Raw genomic sequence first — 20,016 nt, forward strand, 5'->3', positions numbered from 1 at the left:
AGGTGGAGTGGGCATGATTGCGTTGGACAACTATCAGGTTCTGGAAACCATTTCGGATCAGTATGCGAAAGCGGTGTACAGATGCAAGGATGCTTTTACCGGAAATACAGTCATTTTAAAAGTATTAAAAGCTGAATTTACCGGCCACGAGGCTGTAATGCGCTTTAAACAGGAGTACAGGCTGCTCAAGGAGCTCAGCGCGCAGATTCAAGGGGTAATAAAGCCCCATAAGCTTGAAGAGAAGAACGGCTATTATACAATGGTACTCGAGGATATCCGCGGGCGCTCCCTGAAAGAGATCATAGAGTCCGATCCTCTGGACACGGCAACGATTTTACGGCTGGCTATCAAGATTGTGGATATTCTCGGTGCGGTGCATGAGCATAATGTTATTCACAAGGACATCAAGCCCTCCAATATAATTTGGAACAGGGAGCAGGACGAGGTGCAGCTGATCGACTTCGATCTTGCCGTCAAGCTGCCGAAGGAGAAGCAGGAGTTCCAGAACAGCGGGGTGCTTGAAGGCAGCATCCAGTATATTTCGCCCGAACAGACTGGACGGATGAACCGCAATATCGATTACCGGAGCGATTTTTACTCACTGGGTGTTGTGCTGTATGAGCTTATAACCGGAAGCAGACCCTATGCTGCACAGGAAATGCTCGAGCAGATTTACTCTATTATCGCCAAGGAAGCCGTACCGCCCCGCCAGCTGACCGGAGGCAGGGTACCTTCCGAGCTGTCGGATATTATTATGAAGCTGATGGAGAAGTCTTCTGAGCAAAGATACCGGAGTGCTTACGGGATAAAATCCGATTTGAAAAAAGTGCTGGCGGGCGAGACCGGCTTTACCATTGGAGCGGAAGATCGGCATAACGTGTTCCGGATTCCGCAAAAAATATACGGCCGCGATGCAGAGCTGGCCCGGTTGACAGCGGCCTTCCGCCAGAGCGTCAGCGGGCAGCCGCAGCTGATGCTGGTCACCGGAGAAGCCGGTGTGGGGAAGACGGTGCTGGTACATGAGCTGCACCAGCCGATCAGTCAGGAAAAAGGGCTGTTCGCCGAGGGGAAGTTTGACCAGTACAACCGGAATATCCCGTACAGCGCGATTATCCAGGCTTTCCGCCGGCTGATCAGCCAGTTGCTGGATACTCCTGACGGGGAATACAAGCGCCGGTTGGCCCAGTCTCTGAGCGATGAGCTTGCCGGTAACGGCAGCCTGATCGCCGGACTGATTCCGGAGCTTGGCGACTGGATCGGGATACAGACTGAAGTGGAGCCGCTAAATCCCGCTGAGGAGACGAACAGGTTCTTTTTAACCTTTGCCAAGTTTATAGAAGGCATTACTTTCAATGAACAGCCGCTGGTGCTGTTCCTGGATGATCTGCAATGGGCGGATTTCTCCAGCCTGCAGCTTGTCGAGCGGCTGCTGCTGGATCATCAGCTGCGCAGACTGTTCATTGTCTGCTCCTACCGGTCCAATGAGATTCATGAGGGTCACCCCCTGTTTGCTTCTCTTGCCAAGATTGAAAAAAGCCGGGAAGTCGGCATCATCAGGCTCGAGCCGTTGACTGTCCTGGATGTGAATCAGCTTATTTCGGATACCCTGTACAGCCCCCGCGAGCGTGTGGACATGCTGTCGGAAGTGATTTTTAAACGGACCAAGGGCAATTCATTTTTTATCAGCGAGCTGCTCAAGGATTTGTACCGCAGCGGTTATTTATATTTCGATGAGCTGCAGGGAAGCTGGAGCTGGAGGCTGGAGCAGATCCTGAGTCTTCCGGTGAATGAGAATATTGTTGAGTTCCTGATGATCAAGCTGAACAACCTGCCGGAGGAGATCCGCACAACGCTGATGCTGTGCGCGGCAGCAGGCAGCAGATTTGACCTTAGCGTGCTGAAGCTGATCAGCGGGGAGCCGCGGAGCAGGATTGTCAGAGCAATTGCCGCAGCCGTTGACGATGAACTGATAGTTCCGTCCGATGCCGGTTATGCCATGTTTTCCGGTTATCTGGACGAGACCGAAACCGATACGGAACCGCTGCAGGAAATCAAAATTTCATTCCGTTTTGCCCATGACCGGATTCAGCAGGCCTTTTACCAGATGATTGATGAGCGGGAGAGTAAGGAGCTTCACCTAAGAATCGGGCGGGTGCTGCTTGCGAATCTGCCTCCGGAGGAAGCGGAGGAGCTGATCGTCGATATTGCCGCCCATATGAACAAAGGGATGGAGTTCATCCGCAGCCGGGCCGAAATGAACGAGGTGATCCGGCTTAATCTACGGGCTGCCCGCAAGGCAAAGGCAGCCTTCGGTTATGACTCCGCATATGCGCTGCTGGAAGCGGCTTTGCCGCAGCTGCCGGACAACGCCTGGGAGGATGCGGAGCTTCCGGCAGCGGAGATTTACCGGCTGCTGGCCCAGTGCGGATATCTTACTCATCATATTAATGAAGCGGATGCTGCATGCGCGGTACTGTTGAAGTATACAGCCGGTAAAATAGACCGCGCCGGGATTTACGAGCTGCAGGCTGACCATTATATGTATCTCGGGATGATGAAGGAAGCGATCGCTGCCGGGAGACAGGGCCTGCAGGAGATGGGGATCCGGATCCCTCAGCGTGTGGGGATAGCTTCCGTGCTCAAAGAGCTGGTAAAGGTTAAGGCCGCACTGCGGGGGAGAACAGCCGATGATATCTTTGCCTCCGGTGAAATGAAGGACCCGGAAATGCTGCTGGTCATGAGACTGCTGATTAATTTCATCCCGCCGGCCTTCATCTCCGGCGAGACTTCGCTATTTGGCCTGGCTGTACTCAAGAAGGTCGGCTTGACACTGAAATACGGCAATTCCCCTGAATCGGCATTAGCCTTTATAGGTTATTCCATGCTGCTGTCCGGTTTCGGTGATGTGAAGGGGGCATTCGAATTCGGCCGGCTTGGCATCAGAATCAATGACAAGTTCAATGACCTGCAGTGGCGCGGCGCGGCGCATGTCCTGTACACCCTGTTCAGCCACGCCTGGACAGAGCCTTGGGACACGCTGCAGGACTGGTTCACCACCTCGATTGAAGCCAGTCTGCGGACTGGAGATCTGCTCTATCTGGCCCATTCCTGCTTCTATGTCAATCTGTGGAATCCGGAGATGGATCTGCTTACGAACCTGCAGGAAAGCAGCCGGATGATTGCCATGATTGAGAGCACCAAATATAAGGAGTCTCTGGCGACCGCACTGCTGGTCCGGCAGTATTACCGCAATCTGCTTGGGGAAATGGGCGATAACCGCTCGTTAAGCGACGCGTCTTTTGATGAAGAGAGCATGCTGCGGGATCTGGAACAGGCTAAATACAATTCCGGCATTGCAATTTATTATATCTACAAAATGAAGCTTTTGTTCACCTATGAAAACTATCAGGAAGCTTTAGTATACATCGACAAAGCCTACGATATTATCGGGGCGCTTTCCGGCTCTGCTTTTATGGAGGAATTCTCCCTCTATACCTTTTTGAATCTGTCTTACAGCTATCCTAACCTGCGCGGAGGGGATCGGAGTAAAGCAAGAAGAAGAATGAAGAAGGAGCTGGGCAGAGTCCGTAAATGGGCCGGGCATGCGCCGGGCACCTTCAGGCAGCATGAAATGCTGATGAAGGCGGAATGGGCCCGGATCTCGGGCCGGGATGATGAAGCAGGGAAGTATTACGATCTGGCGATTGAGGCCAGTGAGCAAGGGACTTTCGTCAGGTATAAGGCGCTTGCCTATGAGCTTGCAGCTAAATTTTATTACACTAAGCAATTTAACGAGTTTGCCGCTTATCTGCTCAGACAATCCGTTTATTATTATTCAGTGTGGGGTGCCAAGGCCAAAATCCAGTTCCTCAAGGAACGGTATCCCGATATCATCCGCAAAATTAACACCAAGGAATTTCTGCATGGACGGACGTTGTCGGATTATACCGAAAGCATTGATCTTGATTCTATGATCATGGCTTCCCAGGCGATTTCAAAGGAAATTGAGCTGGATAACCTGCTGGAGGCACTAATGCAGATTGTTATCAAGAATGCCGGAGCACAACGCGGCTGCATTCGAATGACCGGCGGCACGGGTCTGCTGGTAGAGGGTGAATATCTGGCGGATGAGGATAGAATTTCTGTTGGAATCCAAAGCCGGAAAAGCTTTAACAATCTGCCCGATTCCATTCTGCGCCAGGTTGAGGAGAGCGGCGAGACGCTGATTTACAATGACGCTTTTTCAGAAACGCAGTTTGTTAATGATCCGTATATCGTGAGGCACCGCCCCAAATCTATGGTCTGTATGCCGCTGATCAACCAGAACAAGACGGTTGCCGTCATCTACCTGGAGAATAATCTGCTTACAGGCGCATTCACCAAGGAACGGATGAAGATCATCAACCTGCTGTCCCGGGAAATGGTGTTCTCTCTGGAAAATGCCAGCCTGTACTCAGAGCTCGAGCGTTCAGAGGAAAAATACCGCGAGCTGGTTAACAATCTGCAGGACGGAATTTTCATTACACAGAACTTTATATGTAAATATGTCAATGATGCGCTGGCCGGGATGCTCGGATATGAGGTGGAAGAGATGCTGGAGCAGCCGTTTGAGAGCTTTCTCAGTCCGTCGGAGCGGGACAAGGTTATGCATTATTATAACCGGAGGGTGGAGGGCAAACCTGCGCCCTTCGAGTATGAGACCCGGCTGCTGCATAAAGACCAGGTTCGTGAAGTTATCGTCATTCACAAGGTTACGCTGATTAATTATATGAACAACATGGCGATTCAGGGAACGGTAAAAGATATCACCCAGCGCAAACAGGCGGAGGAAGAGCTGCTGCGGCACAAGGAGCATCTGGAGGAGCTGGTTGCCGAACGGACAAAAGAGCTGGAGCTGAACAACGAGGAGCTTAACCGGTATATCGGGATGATCGAGCAAATATCCAATACGGACGAGCTGACCGGCTTGTATAACCGCAGATATTTCAACAAGGTTTTTGCAGAGGAAGTTGAAAAGGCAACGGTTACGCAAAAATATCTGACCTACCTGATGCTCGACATCGATTATTTCAAAAAATATAACGATACCTACGGCCATTATGAAGGCGATAAGGTGCTGCGCAGAGTGGGCAGTTTGCTCCTGCAGCTTGCGCAGCGGGCTGACGGCTTTGCCATCCGGCTTGGGGGGGAAGAGTTCGGGATTATACTCACCGGCTTCACTCCTGTGCAGTCCCGGGAATATGCAGAAACTATCCGCCGCAGCATCACCGATTTAAAGATACCGCACGCCCTGAGCCCGCAGTTCGGCATTGTGACCGTTTCGATCGGTATCGCGTGTGTGCAGGTAGGCGATGCCGGGGAAGAGGATGTCTACAAGCTGGCTGACGATGCCCTGTACCAGTCCAAGGCCGAAGGCCGAAACCGCGTTACGCTGTTCCAGTAATATACCTGAACCCTCCGGTGCTTTTATGCCGGATGGTTTGCTGTGCAGACAGCCCTGTGTGTAAAATTCCCGGTCTTAGCAAATACTTTCCCTAAAAGACCGGGAGGCTTATATTATGAAACAAGGGGAAAAGGGTTTATCGGTATGGCATCTGACGATGCTTGCACTCGGGACGGTGGTCGGGGGTTCCTTTTTCCTCGGCACATCGGTGGCCATTCGTGCAGCAGGGCCGTCTGTCATACTGGCCTATGTCATTGGAGGGATTCTGGTTTACTTCATTCTTTCGGCCTTGTCGGAAATGACGGTAGCGAGTCCAGCAGCCGGCTCGTTCCGTACCTACACTGAACAGGCCTTTGGCAAGGGGGCAGGATTTACCGTAGGCTGGGTATATTGGACGGGACTCGTCCTGGCGATGTCCAGTGAAGCAACAGCAGCATCCATACTGCTTCGCGGCTGGTTCCCGCGTCTACCTTTGGGACTGCTCGGTGCTGCAATTATTATTGCTGTTACTCTGTTGAATCTGCTGGGGGCAGCTCGTCTAAGCAGGCTGGAGAGCGGACTTGCAGCCTTTAAGCTGCTGGCCATTGCCGGCTTTATCCTGATTGCTGTCAGCATTGCAGCAGGGTTATGGTCAGGGGGCCAGCAGAACGCAGGTGTGCAGGTTCTGCAAGGCCAGACCTGGATGCCGGGAGGCATTGCCGGGATCGCCGGGAGCATGCTGATGGTTATGTTTACCTATGCCGGATTTGAAGTGCTCGGGCTCGCAGCTTCGGAGGCAGGCAATCCGGGCGTGACGATTCCCAAGGCGATCCGTTATACCCTTGTGCTGCTGGTCGGCTTGTACATCTCAGCCATAGTAGCCTTGTTTCTGCTGCTGCCTGCAGCCGCTGTGTCCGAGCAGGTCAGTCCGTTCGTGACAGCGCTGAGCCGCTTCGGTCTTGGCTGGGCAGGCAATGTAATGAATGTTGTCCTGGTATCCGCTATCCTGTCTACCATGCTTGCGTCAGTCTTCGGCCTGGGCCGGATGCTGCGGTCACTGGCAGAGGAGGGACACACTCCAGCCTGGATGCGTGACCGGACGGATATCCCTTACCGCGGTATTCTGATCTCCGGCGGCGCGATGCTCGCCGGTCTTGGCCTGGGGATGCTGCTCCCGCAGGGTGTCTACCTGTTTCTGGTCAGCTCCGAGGGTTTTTCTCTGCTGTTCTCTTATCTGATCATTATGGCCAGCCATTACCGGCTGCGCAAGCGCCATGGCAGTCCGCTTACCGCGCGGCACGGCTTGCGCGGTTATCCGTACACGTCATGGCTTGCGATCGCAGGTCTGCTAGTCATCCTGGCAAGCATGCCTCTGATCCCCGGTCAAGGCGGCGGTCTGGCAGCCGGGATCACGCTGGTCGTGTTCTTCGCTGCGGTTTATGCGGCAGGCAGGCTGCGCCGCAGGGCCGGCGGGCAACGCAGGGTACCAAAGCCGCAGCTGCTTGTGCCCGCTGCCCGGGCGCAGATGGAGGCCGGGGAGGAGCCCGGGACGAGCAGCGGGGAGCACAGGTGAGTGAGGAACGTGGGACCCAGACGGCCCAACGGGCAAGATGAAGGGCAATCATGCCCTGGATTCAGCCCAGCGTTTAGCGCAGCGAGCACACAAAAAACAAAGCCGCCCGTTCAATTCCACGGGCGGCTTTGTTTTTAATACACATTAAACATTGCGGCGATTTCATCATATTGCGTTGTCTGGGTCAGGGCCAGCGAGAGCAGGATGCGTGCTTTTTGCGGGACCAGGCTGTTGCAGGGAATCGAGTTGGCAGATAAATCGATATAGGTATCTTTTAGGGTGATGCCGCTTGAAATCCGTGAGCAACGGACAACGGGAATATTGTTATCCTTCAGCTCACCGACCTTATCGATCCACGGCTTGCTGTAGATGCCGCCGCCTGCTCCGGCGATGACGATTCCTTTGGAGATTGTGGACAGATAGTCAAGTATGCCGGGATCGGCATCGACATGGAAATAGGCGACGGACACCTCAGGCAGGCCGCTGAGCGAGGCGACATCGAACTGGGCGGCGGTCGTATGCTTTTTCAGAGAACGGGTATAGAAAAAAGCTTCACTGTCACGCATATAGCCCAGACAGCCGAAGTCCCGTTCATCAAAAGCGTTGGCCTTAAATGTATTGACCTTCTGCACATCTCTGCCGCTATAGATGCCTTCTGCGAACACGACCATGACACCCTGACCGGTCGCCTCCGGATTGGCAGCGAGAGCAACCGACTGGAACAGATTCAGCGGACCATCCGGACTAATAGCCGTTGCAGGACGCATGGAACCGGTGATAATGACCGGCTTATCAGTTTTGATGACGAGATTCAGAAAGTAAGAGGTTTCATCGAGCGTATCCGTTCCATGGGTGATGACGAAGCCGTGAATATCCTCCCGCTGCGCTAACGTGTTAATAATGGAGGCAAGAGTCAGCCAGTGCTGGCTGGTAATATCGGCGCTGCCCAGGTTGCTTACCTGAATACCGACACAGTTGGCTACACGCTCCAGGTGGGGCACGCTGTCCAGCAGATCCTGGATGGGAAGGGCACCGGGCTCGTAATTTAAGGTTTTATGCGCTTCGCCGCTTCCGGCAATCGTCCCTCCGGTGGCGAGAATAACGACATTTTTCAGATTGGGATTATAGAAGGGGGAGGCTGTAAAATTGACTTCCGGCGTTGGAATGATCATGAGTACGTTCCTTTCAGTCTAAACTATTATGTGAGAAAGCTAACGTATAATAAGAAAGAAGTCAACTGATTTTTGTTAAAGGAAAATTTTGCCTTACAGCCGAATATATAGAAAGGTATAATCCATGAGTTAGGCTAAGGGGGCTGGGCATGAATCCATTTTTCCATTTACATACAGTGGCAGACGGAGTCTGGGCGGCAATTGTGGTTCCGGGCAGCGGAGCATTGGGAAATGCGGCGATCATTGACTTGGGAGATAGTGTGGTGGTTGTGGATACTTTCGGTCTTCCGCAGGCGGCGGAGCTTTTGAAGGAAACGGCCGAGAAGCTGACCGGAAAACCGGTGCAGTACGTGGTGAATACCCACTATCACGGAGATCATCATTACGGTAATCAGGCTTTTACGGACAGTCAAATTATAACTACAGCTATAACCCGGGAGTTTTTAATCAGGGAGGGGACGCCGCCTCTAGAAGCTTGGCAAGATGGATTACAGCAGGTAATTAATACCTTGGAAAAAGGCAGAAAGGCTGCACCGGACTACAGGCTTCAAACGGCCTTTGCCAATGAGATCGCGGATAAAAAGGCTTTGCTGGCAGCTGTTCCGGATATCAGCAGAGTGACGGCATCCGTAACCTTTTCCGATAAAATGGAGATACATGGCAGTGCGCGCACCGCTACCGTGCTAACCTTTGGCGGCGGGCATACAGAAAGTGATGCGATGGTGTACGTAGAGGATGCAGGTGTATTCATTGCCGGTGGTCTTGTACTTAGCCGGACTCATCCGGCTATGGCTGTACCAGCAGTATAAACAAGGAGAAGGGGTGAGGTAATGATTGAACTGGAAGCCGGCAAGTATGCACAGGTTCTCCCGATGCTGGATTTAGTTGAGATTAACAGCTTGTTCGCAAGAGTCGTTCTGGAGCGCACGGTCACAGGCAAAGTCTATACGGACAACCCGGACGATCCCCGCGCTTATTATATAGCTCATCCCTACGGGATGTCGCTTGTGCTTGGGGATACCGGTAATACTGCTTTTGTTGACGCGGTCTGTGAATACATAACGAACAACAAAGGCGGCAGGCGTACGGCAGAATGGCTGCAGGCAGATCCGGCGGGAGAGTGGACAGGAATTATCGAAGCCGCAGCTGCCTTACATAATAGTCCAATTGGATTGGACGGCGGCTTCCGTGCAGAGGCTAGCTCCAGAGCCATTCAGTGCAATACCAGGGTCAATTTTATCCTGGACCGTACCGCATTTGCAGCTGCCAAAAAAGCTGCCGGCAGCCAGCCAGCTCACATCGCACGTCTAAATGGAGAGCATTTTACGATGCTGGAGCAGGGAGTGGTTCCCCGCTTTTTTTGGCGGGATGCTGCACATTTTACAGCGGAAGGGGCAGGCTTTGTACTGCTGACAGCGGAGGGAGATGTAGCTGCTGCTGCATTCTCCTCCTGCCGTGCCTTGGGCCAGCTGGAGATTGGAATTGAGACGCTGCAGGCCCACAGGGGAAAAGGATACGCTTTTGCGGTCAGCCTGGCGCTGATTGAATATTGTCTGGAGCATGGTCTGGAGCCGGTCTGGGCCTGCCGGCAGGAGAATACCGGATCATACCGTCTTGCGCAAAAGCTGGGCTTCCGCCCGGTGCTGACCCTTCCTTATTTCGGTTTGGCTTATGAAGCGTAGCTTATGTGTATTGGTGCTGTATCTCCTGACTGCCTGCAGTGCTTGGGATCAGGAGGAAGATTCGACGGGAAAGGCGGTTACCGTATTGGCGGACGGCACTGCAATTCCGCTGGCGGTCCGGGCGGCCGGTGACGGGCAGACAGACCGGGAACACCGTGAGGAGCAATACCAGGCCCTTGTTGAGCAGATAGAACCGGGGGATATCCCATATATTCGGCTTGGAGAGTTGATCGAGGTCCATCTGGCGGAGCAAGAGGATGCTGATTATGAGCTGACGGATGTAATTCTGCTGACGGACGGCAGCTACAAATACTCAATGCCCGATAACGGGCCTCAGACGGTTGTGATTAGGGGAGGGGCGGGGTCTTTTGAGCTTGGTATCCATCCGGCTGCCTTTTTAAGCTCAAGTACATCGGATTATGAGCCGGGTGCCACTCTCCGCGGCTTCCGCCTGAGCGGGATGAGCGGGGGAGAGCTGCAGGACATTTATTTTGTGCTCCGCACAGATGCCGGAAGTGTCGGACCGAGCCTGTAATAAACAGCGGCTGTTCATATTTTGATAGGAGAAGGGCGCCTTGGAGCGCTCTTTTTTATTGATAAATACCAAGATAATGATTATCATTATCATTAACGTGAAGCTGTATTTTGAATGGAGGGATACCAATGGAGCGGGTGCAACCGCTGGATATAAGCGATACAGATACTGGTGAACGGACCGGCATGGCCGGTATCCGGGCTTTTATGGCGAGTCACTTTCATGAGCCGTTGTCCATTGATCAGCTGGCCGGCATGGCCGGCCTCAGACCGAAATATTTCAGTGAGCTGTTCAAAAAAACGTACGGGCATAGTGCGATGGACTATCTGACCGATCTGAGGATCAGCAGGGCAAAGCAATATTTGCAGGAGTCCGGCTATCTGCTGCGGGAAATTGCCCATAAGGTCGGGTACAGTGATGAGTTCTATTTCAGCCGCAAGTTTAAAAAAGAGATCGGGGTACCGCCGTCCGCCTTCGTCCGCCGGCAGAAGCGGCGGATTGCCGCCTGCTCTGCTGCAGCCACCGGACAGCTGCTGGCGCTGGATATCATCCCGGCCGCTGCACCGCTCGATGCGAAATGGACCCATTATTATTACAACAAATACTATTCTCTAATTGAGACCCATCTGAGGGTTGATCTTCTTGACCGGGAGATGGAGGTTGACAAGCTGATCCGGTCGAGGCCTGATGTTATCATCGGACATGCCGGGATGGCTGAGGACTGGCGGGATTCACTGTTCCGTAATGCCCAGACCCTGTTCATTCCCGGAGAGCAGGGCCGCTGGGATGAACAGCTGCTGGAGCTGGCGGTTTTTCTGGACAGGGAGCAGCAGTACAGGCAGTGGATTGAGCTGTATGAGCAGAAGGCAGAGCAGATTACACAGCAGGTCTCAAAAGCGGTAGGCCGGGACAAAGTGATTGTTCTGCGGCTAAGCGGCGACCAGCTGTATGCCTACTGTAACCGGGGGATAAGGGACGTGCTGTATGAGCAGCTTGGATTCTGCCCGGCTTATAGCCACTCAAGCGAGCTTTATAATGAACCTGTCGCTATTGATGAACTCCAGGCCCTGAACCCGCAGCGGCTGCTGCTGCTGATCTGCCCGGATTCCCGGACAAGGATGAGCTGGCTGTCGCTTCAGCACAATGAGCGCTGGTGCAGTCTTCAGGCAGTACGCAACAGGCAGGTGTATCTCCTGCCTTCTGACCCCTGGTTTGAATACTCAGCGGTGGCAATCGACCGGATGCTGGAGGAAACACAGCTGATGTTTACCGGAAATAGTCCAAATCCGCAGGAGGACAGAGTCCATGGTTACCCGAAGGCCTATCCTTTATAATCTCCATTAATGAGAACGATTATCATTAGGGGGAGATCGGACATGCAAGACATAACCGTATCGGCAGGTAAAATTAGGAAGGGATTGCTGCCCGCTTCACTCGGCCTGCTGCTGGCAGCTGCGCTGCTGAGCGGCTGCAGTTCAGATACAGCAAATTACGGGGCAGACAGTGCAGCCCCGGCAGCCGCTGCAGCAAACGCACAGCCTTCTGCTGAGCCGTCCGCTGAGCCGTCTGCAGCAGCTCAGACAGCTGAAACGGCCTATCCGCTTACTGTTACAGATGAGCTGGGCCATGAGCTGACGCTGGAAGCGGTGCCGCAGCGCATTTTTGCCCCGTATCTGGAAGATTCGCTGGTTGTGCTGGGTGTCAAGCCTGTGGCCCAGTGGGCGAACAACGGACAGGGGCAGGCCTATCTGCAGGACAAGCTGGCAGGTGTGCCGCTGCTTGATTTCAACAGCGGGCTGCCTTCACCGGAGGTCGTTATGGATCTGCAGCCGGATCTGATTGTGCTGCACAACGCCAATTACGCCGAGAACGGGGTATACGAGCAATACTCCAAGATCGCCCCGACCTATGTATTCAAACAGGCTGCAGGTGATCTGGACAGCTCTGTAACGATGCTTGGTGAACTCATCGGGAAGCAGGAGGCCGCAGCTGAAGGACTGGCCGCCTATCACCGGAAGGTTGAAGAGGCCCAAGCAGCACTTGCTCCGCATATGGACGGAAAGAAAGCACTGATCATCCGTTTCAATTCGCGTGGAATGTTCCTGATGGGCGGCGTATACGGCGGCTTCGTGCTGGCGGATCAGCTGGGCATTGCCAAAAGTGATCTGGTTGCAGCCGAGAACAGCCTGGAGCTGTCGCTGGAGCTGCTGCCGGAGATTGATGCCGACTACATCTTCCTGGCCAATGACACTGCTAACAGCGGGGAGACCTTCTACAAGGAGCTGACGGAAAGTGCCCTCTGGAAAAGCATCCCGGCCGTTCAGGCCGGGCATGTATACAATGTCGATGACCGGTATTGGCTGGGCGGGGGCATTGTCGCTTACAACAATGTTATAGATGATGTACTGGAGATTATCGCGCCATGAGCAGCATCAGGGAACTAACCTATCCGCACCAGGGCTGTGAGGAAATTGTCATTACCGCCGGTCCCCGTAAGGCAGAGTACCGGCTGCTGCTCTCACATCCGTCCGGTGAAGCTCCGCCGGACGGTTACCCGGTGATTTACGCGCTGGACGGGCATGCTGTATTTCACACTCTGGCCGAAGCCGCGCGGCTGCAGACCCGTAAGCCGCACGGCTTCGACCCGGTGCTGATCGTCGCCATCGGCTATCCGTCAGGCGAGCCGTTTGATATGATCCGCCGCTGTTACGATTTCACGATGCCTGTAGAGGAAGAGACATTGCTCAAGCGGCCGGATGGCAGCGCCTGGCCGGAGTACGGCGGTGCGGGCAGCTTCCTGGATATCCTGCAGAAGGAAATCATGCCGATGATTGCCGGCCTGTTTCCGGTAGACCGGCAGCGGCAGGCTATATTTGGCCATTCCTTCGGCGGCTTGTTCGTCCTGCATGCCCTGTTCACCAGGCCGGAATTGTTCACCCATTATGCGGCCGGCAGTCCATCCGCCTGGTGGGGGGATTATGAAGTCTGGCGTGAGCTAGAGGCCTTTACGGCTGAGTATCCTCTGCTTGACCTGCAGCGGAAGCTGCTGATTACAATCGGAACCGACGAGCTTGACCATATGGTCAAGGATGCCGGGAAGCTTCCCATGCTGCTGGGGCCGCTCGCCGGGCAGGGACTCGAGGTCAGTCTGGCCGAATTCTCCGGGGAGAATCATGTCAGCGTCCTGCCTGCAGCACTCAGCCGGCTGCTGAAGTTTGCGTTGGAGAAGCAGTAGGGCTGGCTCCAGCCGGCAGATCAGGTCGGGAACCTAACCTCAAAGGAAAACATCAAAAAACCTCTCTTTATCAAATGGCAATGGTATTACTGCCATTTGTATAAATGAGAGGTTTTCTTTATTCCTCTTAATCCCTTAATTAACCATTCAACCGTTTATGATTCTCATGGGCGATGCTGATAAGGGCAGTATAGAGCGGCTGAACGTTGAACTTTTTGGCGAATTCAAATTTATAGGCTGCAGTCTGCAGATTGTTGGATTTATGATAGGGAGAGGTAATATAGTGCAGGTTAATTTCACAATCATCAAAGCCTGTGCCGCCGGTCTCCATGGTTACTTCATAAATAGAGCTGAGGTGAATGGAAGCAACCCGCGTTTTCTTGCCGGTAACCCCCTGATGATCAATCAGAATCAGCCGCTCATCTGTAATGATGAACGCATCGCGGACCAGCTTGAAGCCTGTGCGGATCTGTTCCTGGGGCATCAGATAAGCCCCGTACTGGTTCATGAGCTCCGGAATCGTCACCTCTGAATAATTCCCCATTAAACCGCCAAACAAGTTAGCCATTATATTCCCTCCTGAGTCCACCGGGGTGGAGATGCTGTTGCTATGTTCCCTGTTAATATTCTCCAAACTCGTGACTAATCCTGCCTCGAAATATGGTAAACTTATTTCAATAATGATAGGGGTGAGAGGCATATGGCGGACGAACATGATGAGCTGGCGGAGAAAAGACGCAAAAATCTGAAGCTCATACAGTTCAGTAAAGAGGACGATGCGCTGATCGAATCGGATAAACCTAAAGAGACCTTTGCCGATGTTGGCGGGCTGGAGGATGTGAAGAAGAAGATCCGGATGAATTTCATCCTGCCGCTGCAGCAGCCGGAGCTGTTTGCCGCTTATGGCAAAGAGGCGGGCGGCAGCCTGCTGCTCTACGGTCCTCCGGGCTGCGGGAAGACCTTTTTGGCCCGGGCTGTGGCCGGAGAGATCGAAGCCAATTTCATGCATATCGAGCTGCAGGCGATCCTTGCTATGTACGTGGGACAGAGTGAAAACAATCTGCACAACATTTTTGCAAAGGCACGGGAAAACAAGCCCTGCGTCATCTTCATTGACGAGCTGGATGCCATGGGCGGCAGCCGTCATCAGATGCGCCAGCACCATGACCGGATGCTGGTGAACCAGCTGCTGCTGGAGCTGGACGGGCTGCAGGCAGAGAATGATCAGGTTTTTGTGATCGGCGCGACCAATACACCGTGGTATCTGGATTCGGCGCTGCGCCGCCCGGGGCGGTTCAACCATCTCGTATTTGTTCCGCCGCCGGCGGAAGCGGAGCGTGAAACCATTCTCGGCCTGAAGCTTGCCGGCAAGCCGGTTGAACCGCTCAATCTGTCCAGGCTTGCGGGAGAGACCAAGTTTTTCTCAGGCGCTGATCTGGAGCAGGTAGTAAGCGATGCCGTTGAGATGGCGATGGAGCGCACCTTTGAAACCGGGGAGATTCAGCCGATTACGGCGGGTGATCTGCGGCAGGCGGCCAAATCCCGCAAGGCGACAACGCTGGAGTGGTTCGCCACAGCAAAGAATTATGCCACGTTCAGCGACGTGAACCGGGATTATCAGGTTGTTCTCGACTATGCCAAGAAGCATGGCATCAAATAGTACAGGCGAGGCAGGAGGTCCTGATGATGGAGTATGAATCCAGCGGCTACGGTTTGGCTGCGGTGCATGAGCTTATGGGAATGAAACGGTACAAGGAGGCGCTGGCTGAAGCGGAGCAGGTACTGCGCGAGGACCCGGAGGATCCGGATATTTTTGCAATTATCGCACAGATTCAGCTGTATCTGGGAGACTACAACAAGGCGATGCACTGGGCGGGAGAAGCGCTGCAGCGGGATCCCGAGCAGCAGCTGGCCTGGTTCGTAAGAGTTAATGTCTACTATGATACACAGGACTATAAAGCGCTGATAGAGGCAGTAGCCGAAGCGATGCGGATTGACCCCTATGAGCCGCATTATTACTTTCTCAAGGCTAATGTGCTGAACAAGCGGGCGAAATACAAGGAAGCGAAGGAAGAGCTGCTGCAGGCGCTGGAGCTGAGCCCCGAGAATGCAGTCTATCTGGCTACATTGAGCTATACTGAAGCCCTCCTTGGCAACCTGGCTGAATCGGTCAGTCTTGACAGGCAGGCGGTCCAGACAGGGGTAGAGAATGAATATGTGCTGCTGTATCTGGGCTGGGCTGCGGGACACCGCGGGGACTACAAGCTCAAAGAAACCTATATGAGAAATGCCGTCCGGCTGGATCCGGATGACAAGCAGCTGCGGGATGAGTTTCTGGAGTCGCTGCAGCAGACCAATAAGCTGCTGGGCCTCTTCCTGTGGCCGACCAAGTATATCCGCAGGCTGAAGCGCTGGCAGCTTCTCACGGTCTGGATTGTGGCCTGGGTGGTGTTCAGGCCGCTGGTGCTGTTGCTGCTTCTGCTGTATATCATGGCCAATGTGGTGACCAAAGCGGTCGTTCATGTGCAGGTTTACGGCTGGCAGAGAAGACGAAGGTAAGAGATTCATTTATGCGAGTGCCCCGGCAGCCGTTAAGGCTTAGGGCACTCTTTTTTTATTCGTACAGGTTTAAGTGTGGCACATTTGGTGATAATAGGGGGTAATCATAAGGAAGGGAGTGGCAAAGCTGGATATTACAATGGGATCAGATGAGGTCATCAGCCGGATTAAGCAGCTCCAGTCGGGCGGAGGAAGCATCAACAAGAAGCAGGTTAAGCAGCATGACCCGGAATTAATGCGCAGTGCCCTGTACTATTTTCCAAGCTGGGAGCATGCTGTGAAGAACGCAGAACTGCTGTAAAGAACATATCAAGCACAAAGAGCCGGGACTGCAGAACTATTATTATAGTCTGTAATCAGCGGCTCTTTGTGCTTCAATTCACGTTGTGGCTACTCCGGTTGATTGAAATCCTCAGGGCAAATGCTCTGCCGCTGGATCGCCTTCATATTCAGATGAAGCTCATTCATGTATTGGTTAATTTTGAGCTGCAGCTTGCGGAGCATTTCGATCTGCATCTCGTTAATCCGCTCCTCCGCGCAAAAGGCTGAGCAGGACAATTGCCCGGCGCTGTAAGACTTTGTTTCATCGACAACGGTGTTAAGCTTTTCTTTGTAAATCCGCTTTACCGGACCCTCTTCCCCTCTAATCTCATAATAACGGCTTGTCTCCAGCAGAAGTTTCCAATGACTTACCTTAACGGCAAATTCATCCCTTTCGATTGCTGCCGAAACTTTCACAATTTTAATATGACTGTTCATGGTAACAATTCCTCCTGCACCCTACACCAAAACGGGATTCATTTCGCGGCAAAACCATTAGCGATTATATCATGCAGTGCAAGCTTTTCCCACTGGAAGTTATGGTAAGTGGTTCAATTGAACTATGTCTAAAGAACCTGGAAATAAGCAGACTTTGTCTGCAACTTTTTCCTGTTTCTGGAGTCCAAAGAATAGATGTCGGAATCAGAACATGAAGAAAGGATTGATATTTATGAAAAAGAGCTGGCTGTTTTTTCCTGTTCTAGTGTTTTTATTAGTTTTTCCTTCGGTAACCTCTGCTGCTTCAATCGCTTATTTCACAGTAACCTGGGAAAACGGAGGCCAGTCGACAAGCCCGGCACTGCTGAAAGAAGGGACTGTTTATACCCGTGCCAGCTTCCTGGAGTCGGCTGGTCTGCAGGCTTCCCGGAGCAGCACGCGCAGCGGGACAGTATACACGTATAGCGGATGGAAGAAGACGGTGACTGTTACCACAGCAAGTACAAAGGGAAAGCTGGATGGTCAGACTGTCAGCCTTGGGGGCCGGCCTTTTGTCTATAAGGACGAGCTGTATCTTCCGGCCCGGTTCGTAGTACAGGCATTGGACGGAGAGACGGTAAGCTGGAACGCTAAAAGCAGGGTATACACCGCCAAAAATCTCCAGTTCTTTTCAAGTGCCAGTGCCGTTTACGGAGGAGTCACCTACACTGTGGATAAGCAGACGGGAAAACTGTATGCCCAAGCTCCGGCGGGACAGCCGAAGCTGATTGCCAATCTGGGTTCCGAGCTGTATGACATGGTCGATTTTAATTTCCGTAAGACGGACGGAGGATTACTTTACCTGACAATCACCGATGTTTACGGGGAACCGCACATCAATAACAAATGGTATACCCTGATCCTGAAGGAGGGTATGGTGATTCGGCAGGCCAGTGTGGGGTATTGGCAACGGTACGGGGATAATGTGAAAATGTACGGGGACAACCTTATTTTGACGGACGGCAAGCTGCTGAGGGTGATTGAAGACGGGACCGGAAAGGTAAAAGAGACGCTGGATCTCGTCAAGCTTGGCGGGATTAATGATAAGTACCTGGTCGAGGCCATGGATGACGACTTTCTGCTGATCCGTCCCAACCAGAAAGGGCTTCTTATGCTGATTGACCGTAAAACCGGGAGCAATACGCTGCTCTACAAGGAACTGCTCGACGCTGACCAGCAGTTGTATGCAGAAACCAACGACGTTCCGTTTCACGGGGATCAGCTGGAATTTGTCCGGCGCACCGGCAATCTGCTGCAGTTCAAGAATCAGGCGGTTCTGGACGGCCGGGTTTACGAATATGATCTGTCAAAGACTCGGCCTTAGGCTGAGTTTTTGATATTAAACCATGTTGCAGGGAGGTGATAGAGCGGATATGGAGATGCTGTACCATTATTACGAAAAAGCGCTGGGGCCCTTCCGGAATCTCTCGGATTTACCGGCTGCCGAGGCGGAAGAAGTGCTGGGAGCGATCCGGCGGGAAAAAGAAGTCATGGCTTCACGCAGACCTGAAGGTTACCTGGAGCGAAGAAGAGAGCTGGAGCAGCTTGCCAGGGATATGTTTACCGCGAAAGGCGGGAAGCCGGTCCGGACTGCCCCGCATTATATGGTTGTCGGCGAATGTGACTGGCTGAAATCATGGTACGCTGAGGGAGAATCGGTTAAGATACCGCTTGCATGCTTTGACACCGGTACGTTGTCATTCTCATACGGTGATTTATTTCCTACCTTTAGTTCCAGGGTGCAGGACGGACGGGAATATCGGGGTCAAGTGTATACATATTATGAAATATTGCAGCTAATTGAAAAGTACGGATTGCCGCAGATTTGGAATAAAGACGGCACCGGCGGTCCGGAGCGGTATATTGAGGTGCAGGTGTGGGACGATGGGCCTTTGAAATCCCTGTTAGAGGGAATCGATAACTAATCAGGATGTAATGTAAATATGTGTAATTGTAACGGAGATGTAGTACAATTCATTAAGTTGCCCGTTTTGGGCACCTATTACATGGATTAAAGGAGACATACGATGACAAGGACTTCAAAAAAGGCTCACCCGATTCTATTTTCGCTCCTGCTTGGCATTCTGCTGATTTTACTGATTTCAGCCGCCGCCGCCGCCGCAACCATTATGGAATTAAAAGACAACGGGGTAATAGCGGCCCAGGGAGCAGCTTTTCTGGTAATGGCAGTTATTGTTGCCGGTTATATGACGAGGGGAGGCCGCAGGTGGAGGCAATTTGGATTCAGACCTTTTCGTGCAGCAGAACTGCGGGACTCGCTGTATTACATACCGCTGGTGATCATTGCTCTGGTTCAACCGGTGATGGGCGGGCTTAATGTTCAGCTTACGTCAGCTGAAGTCCTGCTGTTCCTGGTGTTCACCCTGATTGTCGGTTTTACTGAGGAGACAATTTTCAGAGGTATCATAAGAGATAAGCTGAAGGATAAGGGGCCTGTATTTTATATTGTTTTTTCTTCGGTATTCTTTGGCCTTCTGCACATATCTAATGCGCTAAACGGAACTGATCCCATACATATTGTGCTGCAGGTTGTGAATGCCTTTCTGATCGGGTTAATCCTTGCTCTGCAAATAGAGACTACAGGGAATATTATCCCGCTGATTCTGTTTCATTTTGTATACGATGCTCTTGCCTTCATGACCATTGAGAATCCCGATAAAGAGCTGACAGTGGTTATTGTCCTGAATGTTTTGTATTTGCTGTACGGTATTTACCTTGTCTACAAATTGCGCCGACGCAAAAAACTGGGGACTGCATCCGGAAACCGGTTTAGTGCTTAATTTTGACACAGGTGTCCTGAACCATTAATCTTTTACAGGATTGTTCCATCCGGCTGATCTACTAGGACCTGCCCCGAGATTACAGTGATTTTACAATTGTAAATGTGTAAATTCCACGTAAAACCGCAAAATAAGCAGCAATTGTCAGGCTCGGGGGGGCCAATATCTGGGACTAGTAATTTCCGGGGAATACGACAAAATACGAAAAATTTTGGAAGTTTAAAATTTAGCAGATATGC

At 52.5% G+C, this 20,016-nt stretch carries 17 protein-coding genes; 14 read left to right on the forward strand and 3 right to left on the reverse strand.

Annotated elements, in window-relative coordinates; translation table 11 throughout:
* Nucleotides 1–13: 13 nt before the first annotated feature.
* Nucleotides 14–5,443, forward strand: a complete 5,430-nt coding sequence (locus BLR64_RS11505; RefSeq protein WP_090714257.1) for a diguanylate cyclase — start codon at nt 14–16, stop codon at nt 5,441–5,443.
* Between the two features lie 115 nt (nt 5,444–5,558).
* Nucleotides 5,559–6,995 (forward strand): amino acid permease, encoded by a 1,437-nt coding sequence (locus BLR64_RS11510; protein ID WP_090714259.1) that lies wholly within the window; start codon nt 5,559–5,561, stop codon nt 6,993–6,995.
* Between the two features lie 134 nt (nt 6,996–7,129).
* On the opposite strand, the gene BLR64_RS11515 is transcribed toward BLR64_RS11510, so the two are convergent.
* Nucleotides 7,130–8,167 (reverse strand): asparaginase, encoded by a 1,038-nt coding sequence (locus BLR64_RS11515; protein WP_090714261.1) that lies wholly within the window; start codon nt 8,165–8,167, stop codon nt 7,130–7,132.
* A 149-nt stretch (nt 8,168–8,316) separates the two neighbouring features.
* On the opposite strand from BLR64_RS11515, the gene BLR64_RS11520 reads away from it, so the two are divergent.
* The 6 genes from BLR64_RS11520 (at nt 8,317) to BLR64_RS11545 (ending at nt 13,619) form a co-directional block, all read left to right on the forward strand.
* Complete coding sequence (locus BLR64_RS11520) at nt 8,317–8,976, forward strand: MBL fold metallo-hydrolase (RefSeq protein WP_090714263.1); 660 nt, start codon at nt 8,317–8,319, stop codon at nt 8,974–8,976.
* 21 nt (nt 8,977–8,997) lie between these two features.
* On the forward strand, nt 8,998–9,849 hold the full coding sequence (locus BLR64_RS11525) for a GNAT family N-acetyltransferase (RefSeq protein WP_090714264.1): 852 nt from the start codon (nt 8,998–9,000) through the stop codon (nt 9,847–9,849).
* Nucleotides 9,839–10,384, forward strand: coding sequence for a hypothetical protein (locus BLR64_RS11530; RefSeq protein WP_139171951.1), 546 nt, complete (start codon nt 9,839–9,841; stop codon nt 10,382–10,384). The genes BLR64_RS11525 and BLR64_RS11530 overlap by 11 nt, the downstream gene beginning before the upstream one ends.
* Before the next feature lie 128 nt (nt 10,385–10,512).
* Nucleotides 10,513–11,718: an ABC transporter substrate-binding protein gene (locus BLR64_RS11535; protein ID WP_090714267.1), complete on the forward strand. Its 1,206-nt coding sequence runs from the start codon at nt 10,513–10,515 to the stop codon at nt 11,716–11,718.
* Between the two features lie 42 nt (nt 11,719–11,760).
* Complete coding sequence (locus BLR64_RS11540) at nt 11,761–12,810, forward strand: ABC transporter substrate-binding protein (RefSeq protein ID WP_090714269.1); 1,050 nt, start codon at nt 11,761–11,763, stop codon at nt 12,808–12,810.
* Nucleotides 12,807–13,619 carry an alpha/beta hydrolase gene (locus tag BLR64_RS11545; protein WP_090714271.1) on the forward strand — a complete coding sequence of 271 codons (813 nt, stop codon included), beginning with the start codon at nt 12,807–12,809 and terminating at the stop codon, nt 13,617–13,619. Before BLR64_RS11540 ends, BLR64_RS11545 begins: the two co-directional genes overlap by 4 nt.
* A 139-nt stretch (nt 13,620–13,758) precedes the next feature.
* Here the strand turns inward: BLR64_RS11545 and BLR64_RS11550 are convergent, their stop codons facing one another.
* Entirely contained in the window at nt 13,759–14,187 is a 429-nt protein-coding gene (locus BLR64_RS11550; protein WP_090714273.1) for a PH domain-containing protein, read from the reverse strand.
* 132 nt (nt 14,188–14,319) lie between these two features.
* On the opposite strand from BLR64_RS11550, the gene BLR64_RS11555 reads away from it, so the two are divergent.
* The 3 genes from BLR64_RS11555 to BLR64_RS11565 all read left to right on the forward strand — a co-directional run bounded on the left by BLR64_RS11555 (nt 14,320) and on the right by BLR64_RS11565 (nt 16,479).
* On the forward strand, nt 14,320–15,279 hold the full coding sequence (locus tag BLR64_RS11555; protein WP_090714275.1) for an ATP-binding protein: 960 nt from the start codon (nt 14,320–14,322) through the stop codon (nt 15,277–15,279).
* Nucleotides 15,280–15,302: 23 nt separating this feature from the next.
* Nucleotides 15,303–16,178: a tetratricopeptide repeat protein gene (locus BLR64_RS11560; RefSeq protein ID WP_244157679.1), complete on the forward strand. Its 876-nt coding sequence runs from the start codon at nt 15,303–15,305 to the stop codon at nt 16,176–16,178.
* A 118-nt stretch (nt 16,179–16,296) separates the two neighbouring features.
* Complete coding sequence (locus BLR64_RS11565) at nt 16,297–16,479, forward strand: hypothetical protein (RefSeq protein ID WP_068729861.1); 183 nt, start codon at nt 16,297–16,299, stop codon at nt 16,477–16,479.
* A gap of 89 nt (nt 16,480–16,568) precedes the next feature.
* On the opposite strand, the gene BLR64_RS11570 is transcribed toward BLR64_RS11565, so the two are convergent.
* Nucleotides 16,569–16,937 carry a hypothetical protein gene (locus BLR64_RS11570; RefSeq protein ID WP_244157680.1) on the reverse strand — a complete coding sequence of 123 codons (369 nt, stop codon included), beginning with the start codon at nt 16,935–16,937 and terminating at the stop codon, nt 16,569–16,571.
* 232 nt (nt 16,938–17,169) lie between these two features.
* Between BLR64_RS11570 and BLR64_RS11575 the strand changes: the two genes are divergently transcribed.
* The 3 genes from BLR64_RS11575 to BLR64_RS11585 all read left to right on the forward strand — a co-directional run bounded on the left by BLR64_RS11575 (nt 17,170) and on the right by BLR64_RS11585 (nt 19,777).
* Nucleotides 17,170–18,300 (forward strand): copper amine oxidase N-terminal domain-containing protein, encoded by a 1,131-nt coding sequence (locus BLR64_RS11575; RefSeq protein WP_167360653.1) that lies wholly within the window; start codon nt 17,170–17,172, stop codon nt 18,298–18,300.
* A gap of 49 nt (nt 18,301–18,349) precedes the next feature.
* Nucleotides 18,350–18,901 (forward strand): hypothetical protein, encoded by a 552-nt coding sequence (locus BLR64_RS11580; protein ID WP_090714279.1) that lies wholly within the window; start codon nt 18,350–18,352, stop codon nt 18,899–18,901.
* 102 nt (nt 18,902–19,003) lie between these two features.
* Entirely contained in the window at nt 19,004–19,777 is a 774-nt protein-coding gene (locus BLR64_RS11585) for a CPBP family intramembrane glutamic endopeptidase (RefSeq protein ID WP_090714281.1), read from the forward strand.
* Nucleotides 19,778–20,016: the final 239 nt, after the last annotated feature.

Source organism: Paenibacillus typhae (assembly GCF_900099765.1).
GTDB classification, from domain to species: Bacteria; Bacillota; Bacilli; order Paenibacillales; family Paenibacillaceae; genus Paenibacillus_AQ; species Paenibacillus_AQ typhae.